This window comes from Corynebacterium bouchesdurhonense (assembly GCF_900078305.2).
Classification (GTDB): Bacteria; Actinomycetota; Actinomycetes; order Mycobacteriales; family Mycobacteriaceae; genus Corynebacterium; species Corynebacterium bouchesdurhonense.
Window position 1 is genome coordinate 1 of the sequence record NZ_LT546025.1, and the last position, 23,135, is coordinate 23,135.

The 23,135-nt window shown below is 69.0% G+C and carries 25 protein-coding genes and 1 tRNA gene; 11 read left to right on the forward strand and 15 right to left on the reverse strand.

The annotated features are described in order from the left end of the window. Window positions 1-224: excalibur calcium-binding domain-containing protein (locus BN4252_RS01240; protein ID WP_143341142.1), on the forward strand; the 224-nt coding region annotated here is incomplete at its 5' end. 62 nt (window positions 225-286) lie between these two features. On the opposite strand, the gene BN4252_RS01245 is transcribed toward BN4252_RS01240, so the two are convergent. Continuing rightward, window positions 287-360 (reverse strand) — tRNA-Ile (locus tag BN4252_RS01245). Window positions 361-467: 107 nt separating this feature from the next. On the opposite strand from BN4252_RS01245, the gene BN4252_RS01250 reads away from it, so the two are divergent. Beyond that, on the forward strand, window positions 468-740 hold the full coding sequence (locus tag BN4252_RS01250) for a hypothetical protein (protein WP_066524413.1): 273 nt from the start codon (window positions 468-470) through the stop codon (window positions 738-740). On the opposite strand, the gene BN4252_RS01255 is transcribed toward BN4252_RS01250, so the two are convergent. From BN4252_RS01255 to BN4252_RS01280, 6 genes are all read right to left on the reverse strand, one after another. Continuing rightward, window positions 737-1,723 (reverse strand): Ppx/GppA phosphatase family protein, encoded by a 987-nt coding sequence (locus BN4252_RS01255; RefSeq protein WP_066524415.1) that lies wholly within the window; start codon window positions 1,721-1,723, stop codon window positions 737-739. The two genes, BN4252_RS01250 and BN4252_RS01255, sit on opposite strands and share 4 nt — an antisense overlap. Next, complete coding sequence (locus BN4252_RS01260) at window positions 1,720-2,277, reverse strand: DUF501 domain-containing protein (RefSeq protein ID WP_066524418.1); 558 nt, start codon at window positions 2,275-2,277, stop codon at window positions 1,720-1,722. Before BN4252_RS01260 ends, BN4252_RS01255 begins: the two co-directional genes overlap by 4 nt. 27 nt (window positions 2,278-2,304) lie before the next feature. Beyond that, a complete protein-coding gene (locus BN4252_RS01265; RefSeq protein ID WP_066524420.1) occupies window positions 2,305-2,913 on the reverse strand; it encodes a septum formation initiator family protein in 609 nt (202 codons plus the stop codon). A 96-nt stretch (window positions 2,914-3,009) separates the two neighbouring features. Beyond that, on the reverse strand, window positions 3,010-4,284 hold the full coding sequence (eno, locus tag BN4252_RS01270) for a phosphopyruvate hydratase (protein ID WP_066524422.1): 1,275 nt from the start codon (window positions 4,282-4,284) through the stop codon (window positions 3,010-3,012). A gap of 54 nt (window positions 4,285-4,338) precedes the next feature. Continuing rightward, entirely contained in the window at window positions 4,339-5,211 is an 873-nt protein-coding gene (locus BN4252_RS01275) for a lytic transglycosylase domain-containing protein (RefSeq protein WP_143341143.1), read from the reverse strand. Window positions 5,212-5,222: 11 nt separating this feature from the next. After that, a complete protein-coding gene (locus BN4252_RS01280) occupies window positions 5,223-5,807 on the reverse strand; it encodes a MazG nucleotide pyrophosphohydrolase domain-containing protein (protein WP_066524425.1) in 585 nt (194 codons plus the stop codon). Window positions 5,808-5,826: 19 nt separating this feature from the next. Between BN4252_RS01280 and BN4252_RS01285 the strand changes: the two genes are divergently transcribed. Then, window positions 5,827-6,432, forward strand: a complete 606-nt coding sequence (locus BN4252_RS01285) for an 8-oxoguanine DNA glycosylase OGG fold protein (RefSeq protein WP_066524427.1) — start codon at window positions 5,827-5,829, stop codon at window positions 6,430-6,432. Continuing rightward, window positions 6,432-9,182, forward strand: a complete 2,751-nt coding sequence (locus tag BN4252_RS01290; protein WP_066524432.1) for a tetratricopeptide repeat protein — start codon at window positions 6,432-6,434, stop codon at window positions 9,180-9,182. Before BN4252_RS01285 ends, BN4252_RS01290 begins: the two co-directional genes overlap by 1 nt. Here the strand turns inward: BN4252_RS01290 and dnaG are convergent. Then, window positions 9,145-11,055 carry a DNA primase gene (gene dnaG, locus BN4252_RS01295; protein WP_066524434.1) on the reverse strand — a complete coding sequence of 637 codons (1,911 nt, stop codon included), beginning with the start codon at window positions 11,053-11,055 and terminating at the stop codon, window positions 9,145-9,147. The two genes, BN4252_RS01290 and dnaG, sit on opposite strands and share 38 nt — an antisense overlap. A gap of 6 nt (window positions 11,056-11,061) precedes the next feature. On the opposite strand from dnaG, the gene BN4252_RS01300 reads away from it, so the two are divergent. Both BN4252_RS01300 and BN4252_RS01305 read left to right on the forward strand, forming a co-directional pair. Continuing rightward, complete coding sequence (locus BN4252_RS01300; RefSeq protein WP_078056700.1) at window positions 11,062-11,571, forward strand: ribonuclease domain-containing protein; 510 nt, start codon at window positions 11,062-11,064, stop codon at window positions 11,569-11,571. Then, window positions 11,568-11,852, forward strand: a complete 285-nt coding sequence (locus BN4252_RS01305) for a hypothetical protein (RefSeq protein ID WP_230208533.1) — start codon at window positions 11,568-11,570, stop codon at window positions 11,850-11,852. Before BN4252_RS01300 ends, BN4252_RS01305 begins: the two co-directional genes overlap by 4 nt. Here BN4252_RS01305 and BN4252_RS01310 read toward each other — a convergent pair. Next, on the reverse strand, window positions 11,849-13,111 hold the full coding sequence (locus BN4252_RS01310; RefSeq protein WP_066524440.1) for a deoxyguanosinetriphosphate triphosphohydrolase: 1,263 nt from the start codon (window positions 13,109-13,111) through the stop codon (window positions 11,849-11,851). The genes BN4252_RS01305 and BN4252_RS01310 overlap by 4 nt on opposite strands. Window positions 13,112-13,169: 58 nt before the next feature. On the opposite strand from BN4252_RS01310, the gene BN4252_RS11525 reads away from it, so the two are divergent. Continuing rightward, complete coding sequence (locus BN4252_RS11525; RefSeq protein ID WP_066524442.1) at window positions 13,170-15,242, forward strand: TPM domain-containing protein; 2,073 nt, start codon at window positions 13,170-13,172, stop codon at window positions 15,240-15,242. 4 nt (window positions 15,243-15,246) lie between these two features. Here BN4252_RS11525 and BN4252_RS01320 read toward each other — a convergent pair whose 3' ends face one another. From BN4252_RS01320 to BN4252_RS01330, 3 genes are read right to left on the reverse strand one after another with little or no spacing between them, the layout of a single operon-like run. Next, on the reverse strand, window positions 15,247-15,672 hold the full coding sequence (locus BN4252_RS01320; RefSeq protein ID WP_066524444.1) for a hypothetical protein: 426 nt from the start codon (window positions 15,670-15,672) through the stop codon (window positions 15,247-15,249). Further along, entirely contained in the window at window positions 15,669-16,175 is a 507-nt protein-coding gene (locus BN4252_RS01325; RefSeq protein ID WP_066524446.1) for a hypothetical protein, read from the reverse strand. The genes BN4252_RS01320 and BN4252_RS01325 overlap by 4 nt, the downstream gene beginning before the upstream one ends. Before the next feature lie 10 nt (window positions 16,176-16,185). After that, window positions 16,186-17,568: a glycine--tRNA ligase gene (locus tag BN4252_RS01330; protein ID WP_066524448.1), complete on the reverse strand. Its 1,383-nt coding sequence runs from the start codon at window positions 17,566-17,568 to the stop codon at window positions 16,186-16,188. Window positions 17,569-17,822: 254 nt separating this feature from the next. On the opposite strand from BN4252_RS01330, the gene BN4252_RS01335 reads away from it, so the two are divergent. Then, window positions 17,823-18,278, forward strand: coding sequence for an ArsR/SmtB family transcription factor (locus BN4252_RS01335; protein WP_066524450.1), 456 nt, complete (start codon window positions 17,823-17,825; stop codon window positions 18,276-18,278). An 11-nt stretch (window positions 18,279-18,289) separates the two neighbouring features. Further along, complete coding sequence (locus tag BN4252_RS01340; protein WP_066524455.1) at window positions 18,290-18,712, forward strand: Fur family transcriptional regulator; 423 nt, start codon at window positions 18,290-18,292, stop codon at window positions 18,710-18,712. 18 nt (window positions 18,713-18,730) lie between these two features. On the opposite strand, the gene BN4252_RS01345 is transcribed toward BN4252_RS01340, so the two are convergent. The 3 genes from BN4252_RS01345 to era all read right to left on the reverse strand — a co-directional run bounded on the left by BN4252_RS01345 (window position 18,731) and on the right by era (window position 21,333). Further along, window positions 18,731-19,492, reverse strand: coding sequence for an isoprenyl transferase (locus BN4252_RS01345; RefSeq protein WP_066524740.1), 762 nt, complete (start codon window positions 19,490-19,492; stop codon window positions 18,731-18,733). Window positions 19,493-19,562: 70 nt separating this feature from the next. Continuing rightward, the gene (gene recO / locus BN4252_RS01350; RefSeq protein ID WP_066524460.1) at window positions 19,563-20,309 is read right to left on the reverse strand and encodes a DNA repair protein RecO; all 747 of its coding nucleotides are present in this window, start codon (window positions 20,307-20,309) and stop codon (window positions 19,563-19,565) included. Further along, window positions 20,299-21,333 (reverse strand): GTPase Era, encoded by a 1,035-nt coding sequence (gene era / locus BN4252_RS01355; RefSeq protein ID WP_078056701.1) that lies wholly within the window; start codon window positions 21,331-21,333, stop codon window positions 20,299-20,301. The genes recO and era overlap by 11 nt, the downstream gene beginning before the upstream one ends. A 159-nt stretch (window positions 21,334-21,492) precedes the next feature. Here era and BN4252_RS01360 point away from each other — a divergent pair, with 159 nt between their 5' ends. After that, complete coding sequence (locus BN4252_RS01360) at window positions 21,493-21,780, forward strand: FmdB family zinc ribbon protein (protein ID WP_066524462.1); 288 nt, start codon at window positions 21,493-21,495, stop codon at window positions 21,778-21,780. 13 nt (window positions 21,781-21,793) lie between these two features. Then, window positions 21,794-23,050 carry a formamidase gene (gene fmdA, locus BN4252_RS01365; RefSeq protein WP_066524467.1) on the forward strand — a complete coding sequence of 419 codons (1,257 nt, stop codon included), beginning with the start codon at window positions 21,794-21,796 and terminating at the stop codon, window positions 23,048-23,050. Window positions 23,051-23,135: the final 85 nt, after the last annotated feature.

A 23,135-nucleotide genomic window follows, 5' to 3' on the forward strand; every position in this document is an offset into this window, starting at 1 on the left:
CCCCTGCGCCGGCCGCACCAGCACCGCAGCCGGCACCCGCGCCCCGACCGGCGCCTGCCCCGGCGCCGCGCCCGGCTGCGGCACCCGCCCCCGCGAAAGCGTACCCCAACTGCCGCGCAGTGTGGAACGACCTCGGCCGCCCGATCCGCAGCAACGAGCCGGGCTACGGCTCCCACCTTGACCGCGATGGTGACGGGGTGGGCTGCGAGAAGCGCCCGAAGTAGCGACCAGGTACCGGAAAACGAGCGAACTCCCAGGTAAGAAACAACCTGGGAGTTCCGGCCGGTGGGGCCAGCGGGGCTCGAACCCGCGACCAACGGATTATGAGTCCGTAGCTCTAACCGACTGAGCTATAGCCCCAACCGCGCTTTGCGCTCCGCTCACTATAGCGCGCCCTTTGGGGCCAACCGGACCCGCCCGCTATCGGCCGAGCAAAACGTGAGCGGGCGGTATGTAGGGTGAAGGCTATGTATCAGTACATCGTCGGCGCCGCCGCGGGCTACGTCATGGGGACGAAGGCTGGGCGCAAGCGCTACCACCAGATTGTCAACGCCGCGCAGGCTGTGGCCAACTCGCCAGTGACCAAGCAACTAAGCAACTCGGCCCGCAAGGCGCTCGCGGACAAGATCGACCCGGAGCCGCGCATGCGCGAGGTCAAGGACGCGAACCAGGGCCGCAAGCGCCTAGGCCGCAAGGGCAAGGCGACCGGGGACCAGATCCTCGAGCCCGACGTGGACTAGTCCTCAGCCGCCAGGCCGGCCACGATGCCGTCGAGGATGTCCTTCTCGCTGACGACGAAGCTGATGGCGTTCGCGGCGGCCTGGAACGCGTCCATCATCTCCTCCACCACGGCTGAGCCGGAGGCGATGACGTCGGCGCGGCCCGGGTGCATTACCGGATCCTCCAGCCGCTGCGCCGCGGTTTTCCCGCGCAGCTCCGCGGTCACCTCGCGCATGCGGGTAAACGGGATCTCGGACATGTGGATGCGCGCCGGGTCGTAGGAGGGCAAACCTTGCGCCAGCGCCGAAAGCGTGGTGAAGGTTCCCGCGCAGCCCACAAACGTGTGGGCGCGCTCGAACGGCACCACGGCGGCAGCATCGGCGATGCGCTCCCGAATGTAGGCGCGCGCCTCCTCGGTCTCCCGCGCGGTGGGCGGGTCGGTGCGCATGAACCGCTCGGTCACGCGTACGCACCCCATCTGCGTGGACAGCGCCCGCACCTGGCCGTCAACGCGCATCACAAACTCGGTAGACCCGCCGCCGAGGTCGATCACGCACGCTGGGCCGCGACCAGGCTCGAGGTCCGCGGTGGCGCCAGCGTAGGACAACGCGGCTTCCTCGTCTCCCGAGATCACCTCCGCCTGGGCGCCTGGCTGGATCCGTCCCAGCACCTCCCGCGTCATGGCGAAGAAGTCCTCGCGGTTGGCCGCGTCGCGCGTGGCCGACGTCGCCACCATGCGCAGCCGGGCCACACCCTCGCGCCCCATCTCGGAGACGTAGTCCTCCAGCGCCGCGCGCGCTCGCTGGATAGCCCCGGCTTGGAACCTTCCCGTCTCGTCCACGCCTTCGCCGAGACGGACGATGGTGTTGCGGCGCGAAACCTCGGACACAGCACCGGTGGACGGGTCAATCTCGGAGATCAGCAGGCGGATCGAGTTGGTGCCGCAGTCGATGGCCGCGACGCGGCGCGGCCGGGTAGCAAAGGCGGATTCATGAGCGCTCACGCCAGGCCCTCCCCCGCCTCGTCGAGGCTGATGCTGAGCTGGGACAGTGTCGGCCAGTCCGCCGGGATCGCGGTGCCGCGCAGGTTGCCGTGCTCGGCGGCGAGGGCCACCGCCTCGTCCCCGAAGCGGAAGTGGCCGGGGCCCTCCGCGAGGGCATAGGCAATCAGCACGTGGAGGCACTTGACGCGGTCGGGCATCCCACCGCCGGAGAAGTCGGTGCCCAGATCGTCAACGGCGTTGCGCTTCGCAAGGTAATGCTCGTGCGCCCGGCGGTAGTCTTCCCGCAGCTGCTCGCCCTCTCCGGAATCCGCGCCCAGGCGGGCCTCCATCCACTTCATCACCTGCGCCACCTCAAGGCGCGACGCCTCGGCCGTCAGGCGGGGGTCGGTGAGGTAGTAGAGGGTGGGGAACGGGGTGCCGTCGTCAAGCTTGGGCGCGGTGGTCACCACGGCCGGCTGACCGTCTGGGGTGCGGTAGGCGATGTCGAGCACCCCGCGAGGGGTGCGGCCGAGCTGAGCGGCGACAGTTTCTAGGTCTTGCTTCTCCACGGGCATGGGCGCAATTGTCCCACAACCGCGGGGCTAGGGAGCCGGCTGGTCCGCCACGGGCGGGGCGGGCGCCGGCGCTTCCTCCGGCACCCGCGTTTCCTCGGCGTCGGGCGCTTCTACCTCGCGCAGGGAGTCCCACAGCACTTCGGCCCACATGCGGTCATCGACCACTTCCGCGTCCTCGGTGGTGATGGTCGGGTTTTGCGCCGTCATCCGCGGGTCAATGATGCGCCACTGCGTCTCGCCCTCCTGCAGCACGGAGAGCCGCCGGCGCACCTCCTGGTCGGCGAAGTCCTTGTCCTGGTAGCGCGCAATGTCCGTCTCCAAGCGGGCCTTCTCCGCCTCGAGCGCTTCAATGGATGCCTGGGCGCGCGCGATCTCCCCCCGGCCTTCGTAGTAGTTGCGCAGCGGCACCGCGATGGCCAGGAGGATGAGCAGGAGAACGGTGATCAGGATGGCCAACGAGGCGATGTCGCGCTGGAAGAAGCCGGGCTTGAACCTGGCTCCGGCCTTGGCGGCCTTGGCCGCTTGAGCTTCGCGACGCTCGTGGTCGCGGGAGGCCACAGGAACGCTGCGCGGGGTGCGGCGTCGCGTACGCTTCGCGGGCCGCGGCCCGCCCGGGGGTGTGGCGCGTGTGGTCATAGTGATTCAAAAGTGTAGCGCGCACGCCACCGCACAGGGCAGCGCCCCGCGGCACCTCAAGCAAACGGTGCCGCGGGGCGCAAGGTGGGGGCGCTGTTACTTGAAGCGCGGGAAGGCGGAGCGGCCGGCGTACACCGCCGCGTCTCCGAGCTCCTGCTCGATGCGCAGCAAGCGGTTGTACTTGGCCACGCGCTCGGAGCGGGCCGGCGCGCCGGTCTTGATCTGGCCGCAGCCGAGCGCCACAGCGAGGTCAGCGATGGTGGTGTCCTCGGTCTCGCCGGAGCGGTGGGACATCATCGTGCGGTAACCGTTGCGGTGCGCGAGGTCCACGGCATCGAAGGTCTCGGTGAGGGTGCCGATCTGGTTGACCTTCACAAGCAGTGCGTTCGCGGCCTGCTTCTCAATGCCCTCGGCGAGGCGCTGCGGGTTGGTAACAAAGAAGTCGTCGCCCACCAGCTGCACCTTGTCGCCCAGCTCGGCGGTGAGCTTGGTGTAGCCCGCCCAGTCGTTCTCATCCAGCGGGTCCTCGATGGAGACAATCGGGTAGGAAGCCACCAGGTCGGCGTACACCTGCGCCATCTCTTCGGCGGTGTGCTCTCCGCCCTCGAAGTGGTAGACACCGTCCTTGAAGAACTCGGAGGAGGCCACGTCAAGGGCCAGCGCGACATCCTCGCCGAGCGCGTAGCCGGCCTGCTCAACGGCCTCCGCGATGAGGTCCAGCGCCGCCTTGGTTGACTCCACGGACGGCGCGAAGCCGCCCTCGTCGCCCAGACCGGTGGACAGGCCCTTGCTCTTGATCACGGTCTTCAGGGCGTGGTAGACCTCGGTACCCATCCGCAGCGCCTCGCTGAAGCTCTCGGCACCAATCGGTGCGATCATGAACTCCTGGACGTCAACGCCGGAGTCCGCGTGCGCGCCACCGTTGAGGATGTTCATCATCGGCACCGGCAGGATGTGGGCGTTCGGGCCGCCGATGTAGCGGTACAGCGGCAGGTTCGCGGAGTCGGCGGCCGCCTTCGCAGTGGCCATGGACACGCCGAGAATAGCGTTGGCGCCGAGGTTCTTCTTGTTGTCGGAGCCGTCGAGCGCGATCATCGCCTGGTCCACCAGACGCTGGTCGTCCGCCTCGATGCCCACGAGCTCGTCCGCGATTGCCTCGTTGACGTTGTGCACCGCCTTCTGCACACCCTTGCCGGCGTAGCGCTCGTCGCCGTCGCGCAGCTCGTGCGCTTCGTGCTCGCCTGTCGACGCACCCGACGGCACCGCCGCGATTCCGTGCGAGCCGTCATCAAGGAAAACCTCCGCCTCGACGGTGGGGTTGCCGCGGGAATCGAGGATCTCGCGGGCGAAAACGTGGATGATGTCGGACATGCCGGTTCAACTCCTTGGGTTCCGGGTGCTTGTACCCCTCCCATTGTGCCAGCTTCAGCGGTGCGCAGGCTGGTTCATGGCGTAATTGGCCGCCGCGTCGCGCACCTTGGCCAGGTAGTCGCTCGAGTGGTTGTAGGACGCGATCGCGCCGCGCCAGCCCTCCTCGGTGTCCAAGTCCCGGCCGAAGGCGCACAGGAGGTTGGCCGCGCCGAGGGCTGCGTCGTCGATCTGCTGGGGGTTGGCCGCCCCATCGCCGTCCGCGTCGCGGCCGTAGCGCCCCCAGGATTCGGGGATGAACTGCATGGGGCCGACGGCCCGGTCGAAGCGCGTGTCGTGGTCGAGCGCGCCGGCATCGGTGTCGTCGACAAGCAAAAAGCCCCCCGTGCCGTCGAGCGCTGGGCCGATGATCTCCGGCTCGGGAATGCCCTGGGCGTTGAGTGCCGAAGAATCGAAGCGGCCGGAGTACGTGCCGTGGCGCGTTTCCACCCAGCCGATGCCCGCGAGGGTGTTCCAGTGCAGGTGACAGGCTGGCCAGGACTCCTGCGCGATCAGCGCGGCGTTGCCGTAGGCACGCAGGGCTTGGGCCGGGATCCTGGTCTGCTCGGAAATCGGCGCAGCCCACTCGGCGAGCTGGTCCGAGGTGCGGCCCGGCGCGTTGACGTCGATGGCGGGCGGGTTCGGCGCGGCCGCCGGCGGCATGGTGGCCGGCGCAGGCTCCTGCTGCTGGCCGGGGCCGGGGGCCTGGTTGATAGAGAGCAGCCAGGCGACGACGGCGACGGTGAGCACCACCGCGAGGGTTACGGCGACGAGCCCGACGCAGCCGCAGCCGCGTGCCGCCCGGCGGCGCCTCGACGGCCCCGAAGGCGTGGACTGCGCAGAATGCGCGGACGGCGCGCGCGGGGGTAGGGGCGCGCGCTGGTTGGTCATGGCGGGAGATTCTACTTCGGCGTGCCGGCGCGGGGGCACTGGCCAAGCTCGCGGGCCTTGCCCTCGGCCCACAGGCGGTCCTGGGTGGCCTTGTCCACGGGCCCGGTCGAGCCGTCGAAGAAGTACGGGGCGCGGGAGCGCATCTTGTCCACGAACGCGGCGGCGACATCACCGAAGTCGAAGGCCCCGCGCTCCGCGGCGATCTCCGAGTGGAACAGCACCTGGAGCAGCACGTCCGAGAGCTCATTTTTCAGCTCGGTGTCGGAGGTTGGGTTCTCGATTGCGTCGATAAGCTCACTGCTCTCCTCCCGAAGGTACGGAACGAGCGACGCGTGCGTCATCGACCGTTCCCACTCCCCGCGGGCGCGGGCGGCGCCCATGACGGCTCTGGCCTGATGCACCGGATCATCCAGGGAGGGGACGCGGATCCCGGGGCGGTCAAGAGTGGTGAGCACCCACGCCGACCCCTCCTCGTGCGGCCACGCGCGGGCGTGCTCCGGCACCTCGGGGGTGTATTCCACCGGGCCTTCGATCAGGCGCGCGATGTGCGCCGGCACCATATCCGGCCAGCGGGGGTCGAGCACGAGCGTGGGCATGCATGCGACAATAGCCCCCATGACCAACCAGGTAGCTGAAACTGTGAACCGCGTTGCGCCAACCGCCGAGGACGTGCTGGGCGATGCGGTGGCCTTCTCCCCCATCCGCTGGAAGACCGGCTGGCCGCACCACCTGCGCCGCGTCCCGCCCTTCCGCGACGACGCGCGTGCCTCCATCACCCGCGGCGAGGTGTTCGAGTTCGCGGCCGACGTGCGCGAGTCCGGCTGGAACCGCGACCAGATCATCGACTTCCTCGGTGCGGCGTTCGCGTACCTGGCGGGCCAGTCCAACGAGGTGATGCAGATGCAGGCGTTCCTGCGCAACAAGGGCAACGCCGCCAAGCTGCTCGGCGCGATCCGCACGCTGCAGGAGGTCACCGGCCCCGAGGCGGCGTACGAGGCGCTGGCCGGCACCGGGCTCGCGCCCAAGTACGCCTCCGGCCTGGCCTACTTCTTGGCAGGCCCGCAGCAGGCCGGTGATGCAAAGCCGATTATCTACACCGAGGCCGCGGCTAGCGCGATGGGCGCGTCCGGCTACGCTGAGTACCTGGCCAAGGCTGCCGAGGCCGCCGGCGACGCGCTGCCGCTAGACGCGGTCGAGTACGCGCTGAGCAAGGGCGACTAATGCAGGAGGGGCCGTTCCTGGGGAGCCACCGCGAAGAGGTCACCTACCTCGAGCAGCGGTTCAATGATCTCGTCGCCGGAGAGAGCCTCAAGCCGATCGTGCTGCTGGAGGCGCCGTCCGGCTACGGCAAGAGCCGCATCGTGCGGGAGTTCTACTCCAAGCTCGCCGACTCCCAGAAGTACTGGCCCGACCTGCCATCCCCGGCGAGCGACCCCATGTCCCTGCGCAAGGTCATCGGGCCCGATATGGCCGACTTTGTGTGGGAGGCGGGTGCGCTGCCTACCTTCACGTGGTGGAGCTTCAACTGCGAGGAGCTCGCCTCGGGCGGCGCGCTCGACGTTATCGGGGCGGCCCGCAGCCAGTGGGAGGACCACCGGGTGCCGGTGGCGATGGCCGTGGACAACATCCACTCGCGTGGAGCTTCGAAAGCGCGCTGGAAGCAGCGCGGAACGGCCGCGATGAACCGCGTGTTCTCGGAGAGCGCGAGCCTTGCCACCGACGCGCTCATCGAAGCTGCCGGGCTCACCTTCCCCGGGGCGCGTGCACTGCTCGACTGGGGCCGGGATGCCATGGACGCGGTGAGCGAGCACCAGCACCGCGAGAACCAGCTGCACAGCCGGGTGGACTTGGGCGGCGAGTCCGCGCAGCGCCGGCACGCCGAAGCCACGTCCTTCGCCGAGGTGGTGCGCGACGTGACCCGTCCGGAGCTGCCTACCGTGATCGTGGTGGAAGACATCCACCTGATGACGCCGGAGCTCGCGGAGTTTCTCAACCGCGTCACCGCCGAGCCGGTGCTACCCGTCCTGGTTGTTGCCACGGCGTGGCCGGGCACGGCAGGCCGACCGGTCTACGCCCAATGGCGCGCCGACGCCGACGGCCTCATCGAGACCCGGACAGTGCAGGGCCTGACCCAGCAGCAGCGGGAGCGCCTCGTGTCGGTGCACGCGCCGGGCACCCCGCGCGAAACGTGCGCCGCAATTGCCGCGCAGCTGACCACCCCCTTGGCCATTAAGTTGTGGCTCGCGCTGCCGCCGGTGCGCCGCCACCAGAGCATCAACCGGGGCGCGCTCAACCCCACTGAGGACGACATCTCGGAGCTGCAAACCGTGATGCGCTCCGTGCACGATGCCCGGTGGAACGAGCTTTCGCCCACCCAGAAGCTCTGCCTCGCCCTCGTGAGCGCGATCTCGCCGCTGAACGACCCGCTGCGCGCGTTCTTGCCGGACGTGGTTGCCCGCGTGGTGAACAGTTTGACCCTGGCCAGCCTAGAGCACGTGGCCAGCGAACTCGAGGCGCTGGTTACCCATGCCCACTGGTGCAGGCGCTCGAGCGGGGTGCAAATGTTTGTCGAATCTTCCTTAGTGGATTGCGCTGTGCGCAATCGGCCGACGGAGCTCCTCCACGCGGACGTGGTGGTGGCCCGGGAGCTCGCGCTGAAGGAGGTGTTCGACTTCCTCGAATCACAGCGCGACGGCCTGCACTTGCCGGAGACGCCGGAGACGCTGCTCGCCGCCCAGTGGTACGACGGATGGACCACCGACAACCAAGTTCAGGATCAGCTGTGGCTCAGCGTGCAGGAGTTGCTGGCGCGCGTGGCCGGCCAGCGGCACAACTACGCGGAAGCGATCGACCGAGGGAAGCGTGCGCTGAGGCTCATGCAGGGCGCTCCGCGAGAGGCGCTTCCCTTCTTCTCTTCGATGGCGTCGCAGGTGGCTGAGTGGCAGTTCGACAGCGGGGATCGCGAGGAGGCTTTGTCCATGGTGCGCGCCATGGCGGGCACCGCGGCGGCCACGTACGGCAACGAGCGACACCCCCAGGTGCTGCTGCTCCACGGCCAGGTCGCACGCTTTCTTGCGGGCATGGGCCAGCGCGAAGTGGCGCGGCAACTGCAGCTCGACGTGGTAGCGGGTTTGACCGAGGCGCTTGGGCCCGATCACGTCTTGACGCGCCGCGAGGCTATTTCCCTCGGTTCCTTCAGCGAGGGCAGCCCCGCCGACGCGCGGGACTACCAGGACGCGGTTGACGTCGGTGTGGCCGACGGTGCGTTCGCCGACGCGGAGGCGCTGATCATGCAACTCTCCGCGGCAGAACAACGCGCCCGCGCAGGCGACGCCTCCGCGATCGGCGCGTTCCAAACGCTCCTGGCCCAGTACGAGCAACTCCCGGAGTGCTCAACCGGAGAATTAATCATCCTTACCAACCAGTTGGCGCGGCTACTCATGCAGCACGGTCAATTCGACCAGGCAATCCCCGTACTCACTCGCGCACTTGCCAAGGCGCGCGCCGAGTACACCGCCACCGACCCGACGGTGCTGACAATCGAGATGAACCTGGGCGTGTGCTACCGGGAGGTGGGCGATACTGCCAGCGCCGCCGAAACCCTCAGCCGCGTCTACCGCCTCCGGGCCAGTCTGTTTGGACCGGATGACCACCAGACGCTCACCTCGCAGCTGCAACTGGGGCAGGCGCAGATGGTCAACGGCGATCGCGACGCGGTAGACACGCTCACCGATGTCGTGCAGCGGCGCAACCGGGTCAGTGGCCCCACTGCGAAAGAGACGCTGCTGGCCAAGCGCACCCTGTACTCACTGTTTTACCAGCTGGGAGACGACTCGGCACTGGACAGCCTTTACGCCGTCTACCGGGCCCAGTGCCAGCTACTGTCGCCCGAGCATCCCCACGCGAAGAACACGCTGTTGGAGATCAACCTCCTCACCCAACATCGGGCACCCGGAGCGCCCGGGCGTTAAGCTCGCGGCGCGCCTGCTCCAGCGCGAGCAGGTCTGAGAAGAGCGCGTTGTACGCCTGCTCATCGTCGGAGGGGCGCATGCGCTGCAGCTGCGCCTTGAGCTGTGCGATCTGGTCCCCCACCCTGGTCTCCTGCAGGCGGGAGAGCACGGAGTCGATGTAGACGTCCAGCGCGTCGGCGTGGATCTCCTCCACCGCCAGCTGGGAAACCAGGTTGCGCCCGGCCAGGTCGCGCATCTCGCCCGCCACCGCCGCGAGCCAACCGGCGCCGGAGTTGGCCGCGCTCGCACCGCCGGCGCGGGTGATCGCATCGCGGACTTGGCGGTAAGCGTCGTTGGTGAAGGCTTCCGGGTTGATGCCATCGAAGTAGCTGCCTGCCTTTTCCGGGTACTGCAGGGCGGCCTTCAGCGCCTCGCGTTGGGGCCACAGCACAGGGTCCTGCGGGTGCGGGGGCACTAGCGCCGGCGGCTGGCCGGGAGCGGCGGTGGCTGCGCTGGGGGAAGGCTGCGAAGGCGCGGCGAAGCGGTTGCTCCTCTTCGGCTTGCCCACCTCCTGGCGCACCTGCTCCACCACCTCGTCCGGGTTGGGCCAGCCGACCCACCCCGCGAGCCGCCGTGCGTACTCGTTGCGCAACACCGGGTCCGAAATGTCCGCGATCAGGGGCACGGTGCGGCGCAGCGCCTGGATGCGCCCTTCCGCCGAGTCGAGGGGGTAGTCCGCCAGGATCGACTCGAGGACGAACTCGAGCATGGGCACGCGGCGCGCCACCAGGTCGCGCACCGCGGCGTCGCCCTTGGCCTGGCGCAGGTCGCACGGGTCCATGCCGTCTGGCGCGACGGCGACGAAGCTCTGGCCGGTGAACTCGGCGTCCGTGTTGAAGGCGCGCATGGCGGCCTTCTGGCCCGCCTCGTCCCCGTCGAAGGTGTAGATGAGCTCGCCGCGGAAGAAGCTGTCATCCAGCATGAGGCGGCGGATAGTCTTCAGGTGGTCCGGGCCGAAGGCGGTGCCGCACGCCGCGACCGCCGTCTCCACCCCTGCGGCGTGCATGGCCATCACGTCGGTGTAGCCCTCCACGATCACCGCCTGGTGGCCCTCGGCGATGTGCTTCTTAGCCAGGTCCAGCCCAAAGAGCACCTTAGATTTGTGGTACAGCAGGGTGTCCTGGGTGTTCATGTACTTGCCCATCGGGTCATCGTCGAAAAGCTTGCGCGCGCCGAAACCGATGACGTTGGAGGCGGCATCCTTGATGGGCCAGATCAGGCGGCGGCGGAACTTGTCTATGGGCCCGCGCCTGCCCATCGCGCTGATGCCCGCCTCCTGGAGCTCCTCCACCGTGAAGCCCTTGCGCAGGAGGTGCTTGGTCAGGGTGTCCCAGCCGTCCGGCGCGTAGCCGCACTCGAAGTGGTAGATGTGCTCGCGAGTGAAGCCGCGGTCCAGCAGGAAGTCGCGCCCCGGCTTCGCCTCCGGCGTTTCCAGCTGCTCGCGGTAGAACTGGTGAGCTGCCTTGTTTGCGGCAAGCAGGCGCGAGCGGGTGCCGGGCTTGACGTCGCGGGCGCCGGCGGTGCCGCCCTGGTAATTGATGCGGTAGCCAATCTGGTCCGCCACCGCCTCCACCGCCTCGGGGAAGGTGAGCTGTTCCATTTCCATGAGGAAGGTGAACACGTCCCCGCCCTTGCCGGTGGAGAAGCAGTGGAAGTAGCCGCGCGCGGGGCGGACGTGGAAGGACGGCGTCTTCTCGTCCTTGAACGGGGACAGGCCCTTCATTGAGTCGTGGCCGGCGGGCTTGAGCTGCACGTATTCGCCCACGATCTCCTCGATCGACGCTCGCTCGCGGATAGCCTGAATATCGCTATCCGGAATTCTCCCCTTTGCCATGCGCTCATGGTAGCGCCACCGCGGTGTGGGACAATTCGGGTTGTGAATCGGCGGATTGCGGTGCTCGGCGCGTGCCTGTTGTTGGGTGGTTGCGCGCAGGGAGCTTCTCCTCGCTTGTCGACGCCCCTTGAGGCCAGCCCAACAACCCCCACGGCCGCCGCCACCCCCGCCGGCGCGTCGGGGCTCGACGCCTGCGGCGCCCTGCCGCGCGAGGCGTGGGAGACCGTCTCACTGGTTGAGCTCGGCGGCCCCTTCCCCTACCCGGACAACGACGACAAGCGCTTTGGCAACTACGAGGGTGCACTGCCGAAGCAGAAGTCCGGCTACTACCGCGAGTACACCGTGGACACCCCGGGTGTTCACCACCGCGGGGCGCGGCGCATTGTCACCGGTGGCGGCGCTGACGGGGACGTGGACGAGTGGTTCTACACCGCCGACCACTACGAGACGTTCTGCGAGATCAGCGGGCAGGACGTGGCAAAGAACACGGCAACAAACACGGAGGCGACACGGTGAGCAGCCCCTGGCAACCGGAGGGCGCGGGCGCGCGGGCGCCGCGGCGGGTGGACATCGCGGGCCCGGTGGGCACGGCAGCGGAGCTCGCCGAGGCGCTGTCGGCGGCGGTGTTCGGCCCGCGCCGCCCCGCCCCGCGCAACCTCGACGGGCTCGCGGACCTGCTGCGCGAGGCCCGCGTGGGCGAGGTGACGGTGCACGGTTGGCGCCTCAGCGCCGCCGCGGGTGAGCGGGTAGAGGAGGTCTTCCGCGACAACGGCGTGCGGCTGCGCCGGCGCGGCTAGCCCATGAAGGACGACAGCGCGGCCGCCTTCTTCGCGGCGCGCTCGAGGCGGGACTCCGTCATGGAGGCGATCTGATCCACGATGACTCGCTCGCGCTCCCTCGGCGTCTCGGCGGTGAGCCACCACTGCTGGTAGATCGTGTCCAGGGTGCCGGGCGCGCCCGCGGAGAGGTAGTCGTAGACGCGGAAGATGCGCTCGCGCTGCCGGTCCTGGCGCGCGAGGTGGGCGGGCGCGTCCATGACGTAGAGCACCGCGACCGTTTTCAGCAGCCGCACCTCGGCCTCGATGTCCGCGGGGATCACCAGGTCCCCGTGCATCCTCCCCATCGACTCGCCACCCGCCGCCACGCGGGTGGCCTCGGTCACAGCGCCGATGTAGCGGCCCACCAGCTCTGAGGTGAGCTGCTTGAGCTGCGCCCATGAGGCGAGCGTGTAGTTGAAGTCCGCGGCGTGCGAGATGGAGGGCAGGGAGCGCAGCCGGGAGGCGGCGTCAACCAGAGAATCCGCGGTGCCGCCGAAGGCGGCCGCGCCCTTGTCAGCCAGCGCGGCGAGCTCCACCAGATCCCACAGCACCTTCAGCGAGATGCGCCCGGAGATGATGCCGTCCTCCACGTCGTGCACGGAGTAAGCGATGTCGTCAGAAAAGTCCATCACTTGCGCCTCGATGGGTGCCCGCTCGTCGTTGTGGCCGCGGCGGATCCAGGCCAAAAGCTCTGCGTCCTCGTCGTACGCCGAGTACTTCGCGTTCACGGAGCCGTCGGCGTTGGTGCGGGTGCGCGGGTACTTGCAGGCCGCGTCCAGGGAGGCGCGGGTGAGGTTGAGGCCAAAGGAGCGCTCCCCTACCAACACCTTTGGCTCGAGCCTGGCGAGGATGCGCAGCGTCTGCGCGTTGCCCTCGAACCCGCACTCCGCCACATCGTTGAGGGCGCGCTCGCCGTTGTGGCCGTACGGCGGGTGGCCGATGTCGTGGGAAAGCCCCGCCAGCTCGCACAGGTCCGGATCGAGCCCCAGGCCCTCCCCGATGCCGCGCGAAATCTGCGCCACCTCCAGCGAGTGGGTCAGCCTCGTGCGCGGCGTGTCCCCGTCCTGCGGGCCCACCACCTGCGTTTTGTCGGCGAGCCGGCGCAGCGCCGCGGAGTGCAGGACACGGGCGCGGTCGCGGGCGAAGGCACCGCGGGTGTCGGTCTCGGGCGCAATCTGCGCGCCCTTCGGTCCCTCCGGGGCGAAGCGTTCTGCGTCTTCGGCGCTGTAGCTATACACAACCGTCCAGCGTAAGCGCTCGGGCCGCGCCCGCCTGGTTGCGACTACCCTAGTGAGCATGAAAAACCGCTTCCTCCGCCTCCTCATCGCCGCCCCCGCGCTCGGTGGCGGGCTCGTTCTTTCTGCCGCGCCCGCGGCGTTCGCGCTTTCGCTTGGCGACGCACCCTTTTCCCCCACCACCCGCATCGAGGCACAGGCCGCCGGCACGGCGACACGGCCGGGGCTGCTCACCCAGCCGGTAACGGATGATGCCGGGGTGCTCTCCCCCGGCGACGTGTCCGCCATTGAGAGCGCCATCCAGAAGGTCAGCGCGGAGCAGCGAAAGTCCCTGCGCGTGGTCTTCGTGGACAGCTTCGGCGGCGTAACCCCGGCGACCTGGGCGCAGCAGGCCGCGGACGCCAACGGCCCGAACACCGCCGTGCTGGCGGTGTCTCCCTCCGAGCGCGGCTACGCGGTGGCCGCTGGCGAGCAGTGGACCCAGTCCCAGGTGGACGCGATGGATGCCGCCGCCTATGAGCACCTTGCGCGGGAAGATTGGGCGGGTGCTGCGGTGGCCGCCGCCGACGCGGCCGCGTCCGGGCGCACAGGCGCGCCCGCCGGCGGCTCCGGCAGCTCCGGCAGTGATTCGGGCAACGGCGCCGGCTGGGTTGCCGGCGGCCTCGGTGTTGCGGCGCTGGCGGGCGGCGGCATTTACGCCGCGTCGCGGCGCGACGGCAAGAAGACGCAGGCCAAGCAGCTCGAATCCGCCAAGGCACTGGACCCCTCCGACACCGACTCCCTGGGCCGCCTGCCCACGCCCACCCTGGAGCAGGTGGCGCGCGACGCGCTGGTCTCCGCGGACGAGTCCATTACCCAGGGCAAGGAGGAGCTGCGCCTGGCCACCTCGGAGTTCGGTGCGGAGCGCGTGCGCCCGTTCACCGCGGCGATGAACCAGGCCACCTCCACGCTGCAGCGCGCATTCCGCACCCACCAGCGCCTCTACGACGCGATTCCCGAAACCGAGCCGGAGAAGCGCGCCATGCTGGTGGACATCATCTCCTCGGCCGGGCAGGCCGAGCAGGCGCTGCGGGACCGCACCCACGAGTTCAACGAGATGCGCGGCGTGCTCATGCGCGCCCCCGAGGAAGTGGAGAAGGTGCGCGCCCGCACCATTGACATCCGCGCCCGCCTCGAGCCGGCCCGGCGCACCCTCGACGAGCTGCGACAGCGCTACTCCGAGGAGATGCTCGGCTCCATCTCGGAGAACGTCGGCATCGCCGCGGCCTCCCTCGACGAGGCGGAGAAGCACCTGGATCAGGCCAGCCGGATCGCGGACCGCGCCGCCGGCCAGCAGGGCGGGCTGATCGACGAGCTCTCCGCCGCCACCCGCGCCGTGGACATCTCGGATACCAACCTCGCCGCCATCGAGCACGCCGAGGACAACATCCGCACCGCCCAGTCCAACCTCGCCGCGCTGCGCCGCGAGATCGAGGACGAGCTGCGAGAGATCGAGCAGGTCAAGGGCGCCACGCGGCAGGGCGCGCGCATCGACACCCGCGCGCTCGACGAGGTGTCCGCGGCGGCGCGCCAAGTGCTCGCCACCGCCGACGCCCGCGCCGAGAAGGACCCGCTGGCCCTCTACACCGAGCTCACGGACGTGGACGCGCGCATCGACCAGCAGCTCGCCGTGGCCAAGGGCGTGGCCGGCGACCAGAGCCGGGCCCTGCAGCTGCTCGACCAGCAACTGCGCGTGGCCGTCGCCCAGATCCAGGGCGCGGAGGACCTGATCCGCTCCCGCGGCCGCATCATCGGCTCCCACGCCCGCACCCTCCTCGCCGAGTCCAAGCGCCAGTTCGCGGAGGCCCAGCAGCGGCGGGTGAGCGATACCCGCTCGGCGATTGACTTCGCCCGGGCAGCAACCGAGACGGCGCGCCGCGCCGCCCAGGCCGCCAACGACGACATTGACCGTTACCGCGCGGCCCAGAACCGCCAAACGGCCAACAGCATGGCGCAGGCCGTGCTGTGGGGCTCCCTGCTCTCCGGAGGGTTCGGCGGCGGCTACCACGGCGGAGGAGGGTTCGGCGGCGGCGGCGGGTTCTCCGGTGGTGGCGGCGGCTTCGGCGGCCCCTCGGCCCGCGGCGGCACCTTCTAGCTGGCTAGTGGAGGGTGCGCCTCACGGGTGCGTCGACAAGCAGAAGCCCCCAGGAGATGAAGGCGAGATCCACCGTGAAGTTGGCGCTGCCGCCGGAGATCTCCAGCTCGAGGTCGCCGTTGGGAAGGCCGCGGGTGGCGGCCACGAGGCGGCCGCGCTCGTCGGTGATCTCGCGGCGCTTTGAGCGAAAGCCGCCGCCGGTGCGGCGCGCGCTGTAGCGGCGGCCGCCGCACACCGCCTCGTAGCGCGCGACGGTAGTGCTGCGCTTGATCAGGCGGAACGCCTGACCGTCGGGGGTGACGGCGCGGGCGTCGGTGGCATCGTCGGACACCACGCGCAGCTCCTCCGCGCCCACCGCGAGGGTGCGGGACTCGGGCAGGTAGGCGGTGGGCACGGGCGCACCGCGCAGCACCTGCCCCTGCCACTTCACAGGAAGAACACCACCAGGGCCACGGCCGAGAGCAGCGTGAGCGTGGCAATCAGCGCGTTGGCGGAGCCCACCTGACGAGACTCCATCAGCTCGCGCGAAAGCCACGCCAGGCCGGCGACGTGGGTTAGCGGCAGATCCGTCTCGCCCTCGAACTCGAGGATGGCCTTGCGCACGCCGGAGTTCTCGCGCGAGAACTGGGCAACCTTTGAGCCGGACGCATCCTCGATGATCCAGTTGCGCGATGTCTCGCCCACCATGGTGTAGCCGCGCCCCTGAATGTCAACGCGCACGCGGTCGCCGCGGCGCAGCGGGTCAAGCGCGCGCACAATCTCCTCGCCGCCGCGGGTGGCCACCGCGCCCGCCTCAGGGGTGAGCGTGAGGTCCCAGATCTCGCCGTTCACGCTCGCACGGTTGTCCTGAAACACGCCGAGGACCTCCGGGCCCCCCTCGGCGAGCAGCTTCGGAGCGTCCCGGTCGGTGCGATCCCAGCTGACGTAGTGCATGGCCGGGTACCTAGCAGCCCACCAGGCGGGCGGCCAGGTAGGACTCCAGCTCGGCCAGGGGCACGCGCTCCTGCTCCATCGTGTCGCGCTCGCGGACGGTGACGGCCTGGTCCTCCAGGGAGTCAAAGTCGTACGTCACGCAGAACGGAGTGCCGATCTCGTCCTGGCGGCGGTAGCGGCGGCCGATCGCACCCGAGGTGTCGAAGTCCACGTTCCAGTGCTGGCGAAGCGTGTCGGCCAGTTCCTCGGCCGGGCCCGAGAGCTCCGGCTTCTTAGACAGGGGCAGCACGGCAACCTTCACCGGGGCCAGGCGGCGGTCCAGGCGCAGCACCACGCGGGTATCGGTGCCGCCCTTCGCATTCGGCGCCTCCTCCTCGTCGTACGCGTCGATGAGGAAGGCCATCATGGCGCGGCCCAGGCCGGCGGCCGGCTCGATGCAGTAGGGGAACCAGCGCTCGCCCGTCTCCTGGTCGAAGTAGCTCAGGTCCTCGCCGGAGGCCTCCGCGTGCGTCTTCAGGTCATAGTCCGTGCGGTTGGCCACGCCCTCCAGCTCGCCCCACTTGGAGCCGGTGAAGCCGAAGGCGTACTCGATGTCCACCGTGCGCTTGGAGTAGTGGGAGAGCTTCTCCTTGGGGTGCTCGTACAGGCGCAGGTTGTCCGGGTTGATGCCCAGGTCGATGTACCACTGGTGGCGGTCGTTGATCCAGTACTCGTGCCACTGCTCGTCCTCGCCGGGCTTGACAAAGAACTCCATCTCCATCTGCTCAAACTCGCGGGTGCGGAAGATGAAGTTACCCGGGGTGATCTCGTTGCGGAAGCTCTTGCCGGTGTTGGCGATGCCGAACGGCGGCTTGAGGCGCGCGGACGTCATCACGTTCTTGAAGTTCACAAAGATGCCCTGGGCGGTCTCCGGGCGCAGGTAGTGGAGGCCCTCCTTGTCATCCACCGGACCGAGGTAGGTCTTCATCAGCCCGGAGAACTCGCGCGGCTCGGTCCAGTTGCCGGGCTGGCCGGTCTCCGGGTCCGGGACGTCCGCCAAGCCGTTGACGGGCGGGTGGCCGTGCTTCTCCTCGTACGCCTCCAGCAGGTGGTCGGCGCGGTAGCGCTTGTGGGTGTGCAAGGACTCCACCAGCGGGTCAGTGAACACCTCGACGTGGCCGGAGGCCTCCCACACCTTGGGCGGGAGGATGATGGAGGTGTCCACGCCAACAGTGTCGCGGCGGCGCTGCACCATGTGGCGCCACCACTGGCGCTTGAGGTTCTCCTTCAGCTCCACGCCCAGCGGGCCGTAGTCCCACGCAGAGCGGGTGCCGCCGTAGATTTCTCCGGCCGGGAACACCAGACCGCGGCGCTTGCAGAGGTTTACTACGGTATCGATCTTGTTGGCGGGCACTACTTCAAGCCTCCTGTTGCTGCGGTGAGCGTAGAACACACTGAAACACGTCGGGAAAATATAACGTGCCCAGTGTAGCGAACGGCCCGCCGCGGCCTGCACGACCGCGCTCGCCGCAGAACGGGGAATGCGAAGTGGGAAAGCTGGACTGGGAAGCATACAGGCGCATACGGGTGTCAAGTGTCGTAAAATTCGGGGGTTACGGGCGCTCGAAGGGGGCGTCGACAAGCAATCAGCTCCGGTGAGGAGGCCACATGAGCGGCGAGAGGCTGTCCCCGCGCGACCTCGCGCGCACCGCCGAGCTCATCAGGGCCCTCGACTCGGAGCTGCGCCTGAGCATCCTGCTGCTTCTTGATTCCGGCGAGCGCGTGGTGCACGAGATGGTGGATGAGCTGGGCAAATCCCAGCCGCTCATCTCGCAGCACCTACGGGTGCTCAAGTCCGCGGGGCTGGTGGACTCCCGGCGCGCGGGCCGCGAGGTGATTTACTCACTCACCGAGCCCGCTGTCATCGACATCATCCTGCGCCTGGCGTCGCTGAGCGCCACGGGTGACGTAGACCGCCGCCGGATCGCCGGCCTGATCTCCCGGCGCGGCATGCGGTTTGCCAGCGGGAGCGGGTCCGCGGCGATCGTGGACCCGCCCGCCGCGGTCCGCCCCGAGCAGGACCCGGGCCTGGCGCCGCGCACCCCCAAACCGCGGAGGGACTAGCCTTGCCGGGTATGTCGCAGCAGAAGCAGCCGATGCCCAAGCTGGGCCCGCGCACGACCCGCCAGCGCACCGCAGTGGTGGAGACGCTGCGGGACCTAGACAGGTTCGCGCCCGTCAAGGCCATCCACGCCGAGCTCGAGGCACGGGGCGAGAAGGTCGGCCTGACCACGGTGTACCGCACGCTGCAGTCCTTGGCGGAGATCGACGCTGTGGACGTGCTGCAGACCCCGGAGGGCGAGACGCTCTACCGCCACTGCCTCACCGACCACCACCATCACCACCTGGTGTGCACCGTGTGCGGTCGCACCGTGGAGGTCGAGGGCGGGCCCGTGGAGAAGTGGGCCGAACTCGTCGCGGCGCGCTACGGGTTCGACCTCGTCGCCCATGACGCGGAGGTGTACGGTGTGTGCCGCGCGTGCCAGGCGCAGGCGTGAGCTAATGCTTATCGACGCCTACTGAGCCGCGAACTTGTCCACCGCACCGCCGAATCGGCGGTCGCGGCGCGCGTACTCGAGCACCGCGTTGTACATGTGCTGTGGCGTGAAGTCCGGGAACAGCGTGTCCTGGTACACCATCTCGGCGTACACGGACTGCCACGGCAGGAAGTTGGAGGTGCGCTGCTCGCCGGAGGGGCGCAGGAACAGGTCCACGTCCGGCATGTCTGGCCGGTAGAGGTAGCGCGCGATCGTCTCCTCCGAGATGGCCGCCGGGTCGAGGGCGCCCGAGCGGGCGTCTTCGGCGAGGCGCCGGGTGGCGTCGACAAGCTCGGCCCTTCCCCCGTAGTTCACACACATGGCGAGGGTGACGCCGGTGTTGTTCCGGGTGAGCTCCTCCGCAGCCTCGAGCTCGCGGATGACGCTGCGCCACAGGCGCGGGCGGCGGCCCGACCACACCACGCGCACGTTCTTCTCGTGCAGCTCGTCGCGGTGGCGGCGCAGCACGTCGCGCGAGAAACCCATGAGGAAGCGCACCTCGGAGGGTGAGCGGCGCCAGTTCTCGGTGGAGAACGCGTACGCCGAGAGCCACTCCACGTGGCCGAGAGCGATGCATGCGTCCACGCACTCCATCAGCACGTTCTCCCCGCGGCGGTGCCCCTCCGTGCGCGGCAGGCCGCGCTCCTGGGCCCAGCGACCGTTGCCGTCCATCACCAGCGCGATGTGGCGAGGGATGAACTCCGGGGCGAGCGGCGGCGGGGCGGGGAAACCGGCAGGCAGGACGGCGCTCGGGTTGGCACTCGGGTTGGCGCCGAGGGAGGGCTTCTGGTCGGGGCTGGTCACCCCGCCATTATGCCTGCTCCATGATCCGCAGCGTTTTCAGACCTGCCTCCAGGTGGTACTGCAGGTGGGCCGTGGTGGCGCGGTGCACCTGGCCCACGTGCTCGCCGGGGGCCGGGTGGCCGTGCTGGATCAGCCACATGGTGTGGAGCGCCTCCGGGTCCACGTCCAACGATCCCGGGGGCCGGCAGTTGTTGCACACCGCCCCGCCCACGGCCGCGTTGAAGGCCTTGTGCGGGCCCGGGGTGCCGCAGTTGGCGCAGTTGTACAGGCTCAAGCCCCAGCCGGCGTGCTCGGTGGCGCGCAGAATGAAGGCGTCCAGCACCAGCGTGGGCAAAGAAGGCGTCTGCAGCGCGGCGAGGGCCTCGCGCACCAGGTCGAACAGGTGCGGGTCCGCCTCCTCGTAGGCCAGCTTCTCCGCCGTCTCCATCACCGCGCAGGCGGCGGCGTAGCGGTCAAAGTCGTCGATGATGCGCGCCCCGTAATAGTCCACGGTGTCCGCGGCGGTGATAGTGGCCAGGTTCTTCGCCGGGTCCCGCCCGGGGTAGACCTGCACATCCACGTCCACAAAGGGTTGGAGGCGCGAGCCGAAGCGGGATTTTGATTTGCGCACCCCCTTGGCCACGCCCCGCACCAGCCCGTGGCCGCGGGTGAGCAGGACGATTACCCGGTCCGCCTCCCCGAAGTCGTAGGTGCGAACCACAAAGGCGCGATCGCGCCAGCTCGGCCTGCCTGGGGAGGTGCGCCTAGAAGCCAAGTCGGCCGAGCGCCTTCGGGTCGGACTGCCAGTTCTTCAGCACCTTGATGCGCAGGTCCAGGTAGACGTTTCGGCCCAAAAGCTCGATGATCTGCTGGCGGGCGCGGTGCGTGATGCCGCTCAGGCGCCGCCCGCCCGGCCCCTCGATGATGCGCTTCTGGCCTGGGCGCTCCAGGTAGATCACCGCGTAGATCTTCATCCGCTTCGGGTCGCGGGTGTCTTCGGCGTCCTCGTGCATCTCGTCGATCTGCACGGCGACGGAGTGCGGCAGCTCTTCGCGCAAGCCGTGCAGTGCCTCCTCGCGGATCAGCTCGGCGATGCGAGTCTCGGTGTCCTCGTCCGTCACGTCCCCCTCCGGGTAGAAACGGGGCCCCTCCGGCAGCTTGCTCACCAAAATGTCCGTCAGCACGTCCAGCTGCACCTGCTGCGTGGCGGAGACCGGCACCACGTCGCTGTCCGGCCCGAGCATCTCGTGCAGCTCGATCAGGCGCTCGCCGACGACGTCCTTGCCCACCTTGTCCAGCTTGGTCACGATTCCCACCACCGGGGCGTTGGGCTTCACCGCCCGGATTTGCTCGTAGATGAAGCGGTCGCCCGGGCCCAGCTTCTCGTCCGCTGGCACGGTGAACCCGATGACATCCACGTCCGCGTAGGTGTCCTTCACCACCTCGTTGAGCCGCTCGCCCAACAGCGTGCGCGGGCGGTGGATCCCCGGCGTGTCAACCACAATGATTTGCGCATCCTCGCGGTTGACAATGCCACGGATGGGGTGGCGGGTGGTTTCCGGCTGGTCCGCCATGATGGCGATCTTCTCCCCCACCAGCGCGTTGGTGAGGGTGGACTTGCCGGTATTCGGGCGGCCCACGAAGCCGACGAAGCCGGAGCGGAACCCCTCGGGCGTGTCGGTGAAGCCTCCGTATGCGCCGGGGCCCGCCTGCGCCGTCGCGTCCGCGGGCAAGTTCGCCTCATCGAAGGGGTCGAAGGGGTCGAAACCAGCGCCGAAAACGGGATCCGCATTGCTCATGGCCTGCAATTCTAGCGCAGGCGCGCGCATCAACCTTCCCGCATGGCGGCTGGGGGTTGGCGTTGCGGGAGCGTCGAAAAGCACGAGCCCCTCCCGCGCCTTCGCGATCGGCGTTACACTGGCGGCGCTTCTGTGATCGCTACAACAAAAGGTACGACGATGCCCATCTACGAGTTCAAGTGCGGCGAGGGACACCTGGCCGAGCGCCACCTGCCGATGTCCAGCGAGCAACGCGAAATCGAGTGCCCCGACTGCGGACAGATGGCCAGGCGCATAATCAGCGCACCGAGCGTGCGCCGAACAGACTCGAAGATCGCCTCCGCTGTCGAAGCGACCCAGAAGAGCGCGCACGAACCGGCCGTGGTCAATTCGCTGCCCGCATCCGGCAACAGGCGGGCCACCCCGGTGAGCCGCAACCCGCAACACGCAAAGCTTCCGAAACCCTGAGGAGGTACGACCCATGCCAACCAATCTGTTCCCGCTCGACTCGTCCAAGCGCTTCGCCGACCAGGAGAAAGTGGGCCACAACCGCTGGCACCCCGACATCCCGCCGGCCGTGACCGTGCAGCCTGGCGACACGTTCCGCGTGGACTGCCGCGAGTGGTTTGACGGGTACATCAAGAACGACGACAGCGCCGACGACATCCGCGACGCGCCGCTCAACCGCGTCCACGCACTGTCCGGCCCATTCCGCATCGAAGGCGCCAAGCCCGGCGACCTGCTCATTGTGGACATCCTCGACGTCGGGCCGATCCCGCAGGAGGAGGGCCCGCTAGCCGGCCAGGGCTGGGGCTACACCGGCATCTTTGCCAAGAAAAACGGCGGCAGCTTCCTCACCGACCAGTTCCCGGACGCGTACAAAGCGGTGTGGGACTTCACCGGCCAGACCGCCACCTCGCGCCACGTCCCCGGCGTGAGCTTCACCGGCATCATCCACCCGGGACTGATGGGCACCGCGCCCTCCCACGAGCTCCTCAACACCTGGCACACCCGTGAGGCGGCGCTCATCGCCACCGATCCGGAGCGCGTGCCGCCGCTGGCGCTCCCGCCCGAGCCGGATCAGGCCATCCTGGGCTCGTTGACCGGCGAGGAGTTCGACCGCGTGGCCTCCGAGGGCGCACGCACCGCTCCCCCGCGCGAGAACGGCGGCAACCAGGACATCAAGAACCTGTCCAAGGGCACCCGCGTGTTCTACCCCGTGTATGTGGACGGCGCGAACTTCTCCGTCGGCGACCTCCACTTCTCCCAGGGCGACGGCGAGATCACCTTCTGCGGCGGCATCGAGATGAGCGGCTTCATCGACATCCACGTGGACATCATCAAGGACGGTATGGCCAAGTACGGCGTAAAGGAGAACGCCATCTTCATGCCGGGCAACGTCGAGCCGCGCTACAGCCAGTGGCTCGCGTTCTCCGGCACCTCCGTCACCCTCGACGGCGAGCAGCGCTACCTGGACTCCCAGCTTGCTTACCAGCGCGCCTGCCTCCACGCCATTGATTACCTGACCACCTTCGGCTGGTCCCCCGAGCAGGCCTACCTGCTGCTTGGCGCGGCCCCGATCGAGGGCAGGTTCTCCGGCGTGGTGGACATCCCGAACGCTTGCGCCACCGTGTACCTGCCCACCGAGATCTTCGACATCGACATCCGGCCGGGCAGCGGCGAGACCCCGAAGATTGACCCGGGTATCGGCGCGCCGCGCTCGTCATTCGAGGGGTAGGCGGGCTTCCGCCCGGGGGTAGGCGGGCTTCCGCCCGGTCGTCGCCCGCGGCCGAAGCCAAAACTCGAAAAGCGCACATCGTTAA

What these genes read in the sequence shown, in the direction of transcription:
- BN4252_RS01335 (WP_066524450.1), top strand. Translation starts at nt 17,823, where the DNA reads ATGAGCGGCGAGAGGCTGTCCCCGCGCGACCTCGCGCGCACCGCCGAG.
- BN4252_RS11525 (WP_066524442.1), top strand. Translation starts at nt 13,170, where the DNA reads ATGAAAAACCGCTTCCTCCGCCTCCTCATCGCCGCCCCCGCGCTCGGT.
- BN4252_RS01290 (WP_066524432.1), top strand. Translation starts at nt 6,432, where the DNA reads ATGCAGGAGGGGCCGTTCCTGGGGAGCCACCGCGAAGAGGTCACCTAC.
- era (WP_078056701.1), bottom strand. Translation starts at nt 21,333, where the DNA reads ATGAGCAATGCGGATCCCGTTTTCGGCGCTGGTTTCGACCCCTTCGAC.
- BN4252_RS01275 (WP_143341143.1), bottom strand. Translation starts at nt 5,211, where the DNA reads ATGACCAACCAGCGCGCGCCCCTACCCCCGCGCGCGCCGTCCGCGCAT.
- eno (WP_066524422.1), bottom strand. Translation starts at nt 4,284, where the DNA reads ATGTCCGACATCATCCACGTTTTCGCCCGCGAGATCCTCGATTCCCGC.
- dnaG (WP_066524434.1), bottom strand. Translation starts at nt 11,055, where the DNA reads ATGGCAAAGGGGAGAATTCCGGATAGCGATATTCAGGCTATCCGCGAG.
- BN4252_RS01340 (WP_066524455.1), top strand. Translation starts at nt 18,290, where the DNA reads ATGTCGCAGCAGAAGCAGCCGATGCCCAAGCTGGGCCCGCGCACGACC.
- BN4252_RS01300 (WP_078056700.1), top strand. Translation starts at nt 11,062, where the DNA reads ATGGTAGCGCCACCGCGGTGTGGGACAATTCGGGTTGTGAATCGGCGG.
- BN4252_RS01285 (WP_066524427.1), top strand. Translation starts at nt 5,827, where the DNA reads ATGACCAACCAGGTAGCTGAAACTGTGAACCGCGTTGCGCCAACCGCC.
- BN4252_RS01260 (WP_066524418.1), bottom strand. Translation starts at nt 2,277, where the DNA reads ATGCCCGTGGAGAAGCAAGACCTAGAAACTGTCGCCGCTCAGCTCGGC.
- fmdA (WP_066524467.1), top strand. Translation starts at nt 21,794, where the DNA reads ATGCCAACCAATCTGTTCCCGCTCGACTCGTCCAAGCGCTTCGCCGAC.
- BN4252_RS01360 (WP_066524462.1), top strand. Translation starts at nt 21,493, where the DNA reads ATGCCCATCTACGAGTTCAAGTGCGGCGAGGGACACCTGGCCGAGCGC.
- BN4252_RS01280 (WP_066524425.1), bottom strand. Translation starts at nt 5,807, where the DNA reads ATGCCCACGCTCGTGCTCGACCCCCGCTGGCCGGATATGGTGCCGGCG.
- BN4252_RS01325 (WP_066524446.1), bottom strand. Translation starts at nt 16,175, where the DNA reads ATGCACTACGTCAGCTGGGATCGCACCGACCGGGACGCTCCGAAGCTG.
- BN4252_RS01250 (WP_066524413.1), top strand. Translation starts at nt 468, where the DNA reads ATGTATCAGTACATCGTCGGCGCCGCCGCGGGCTACGTCATGGGGACG.
- BN4252_RS01265 (WP_066524420.1), bottom strand. Translation starts at nt 2,913, where the DNA reads ATGACCACACGCGCCACACCCCCGGGCGGGCCGCGGCCCGCGAAGCGT.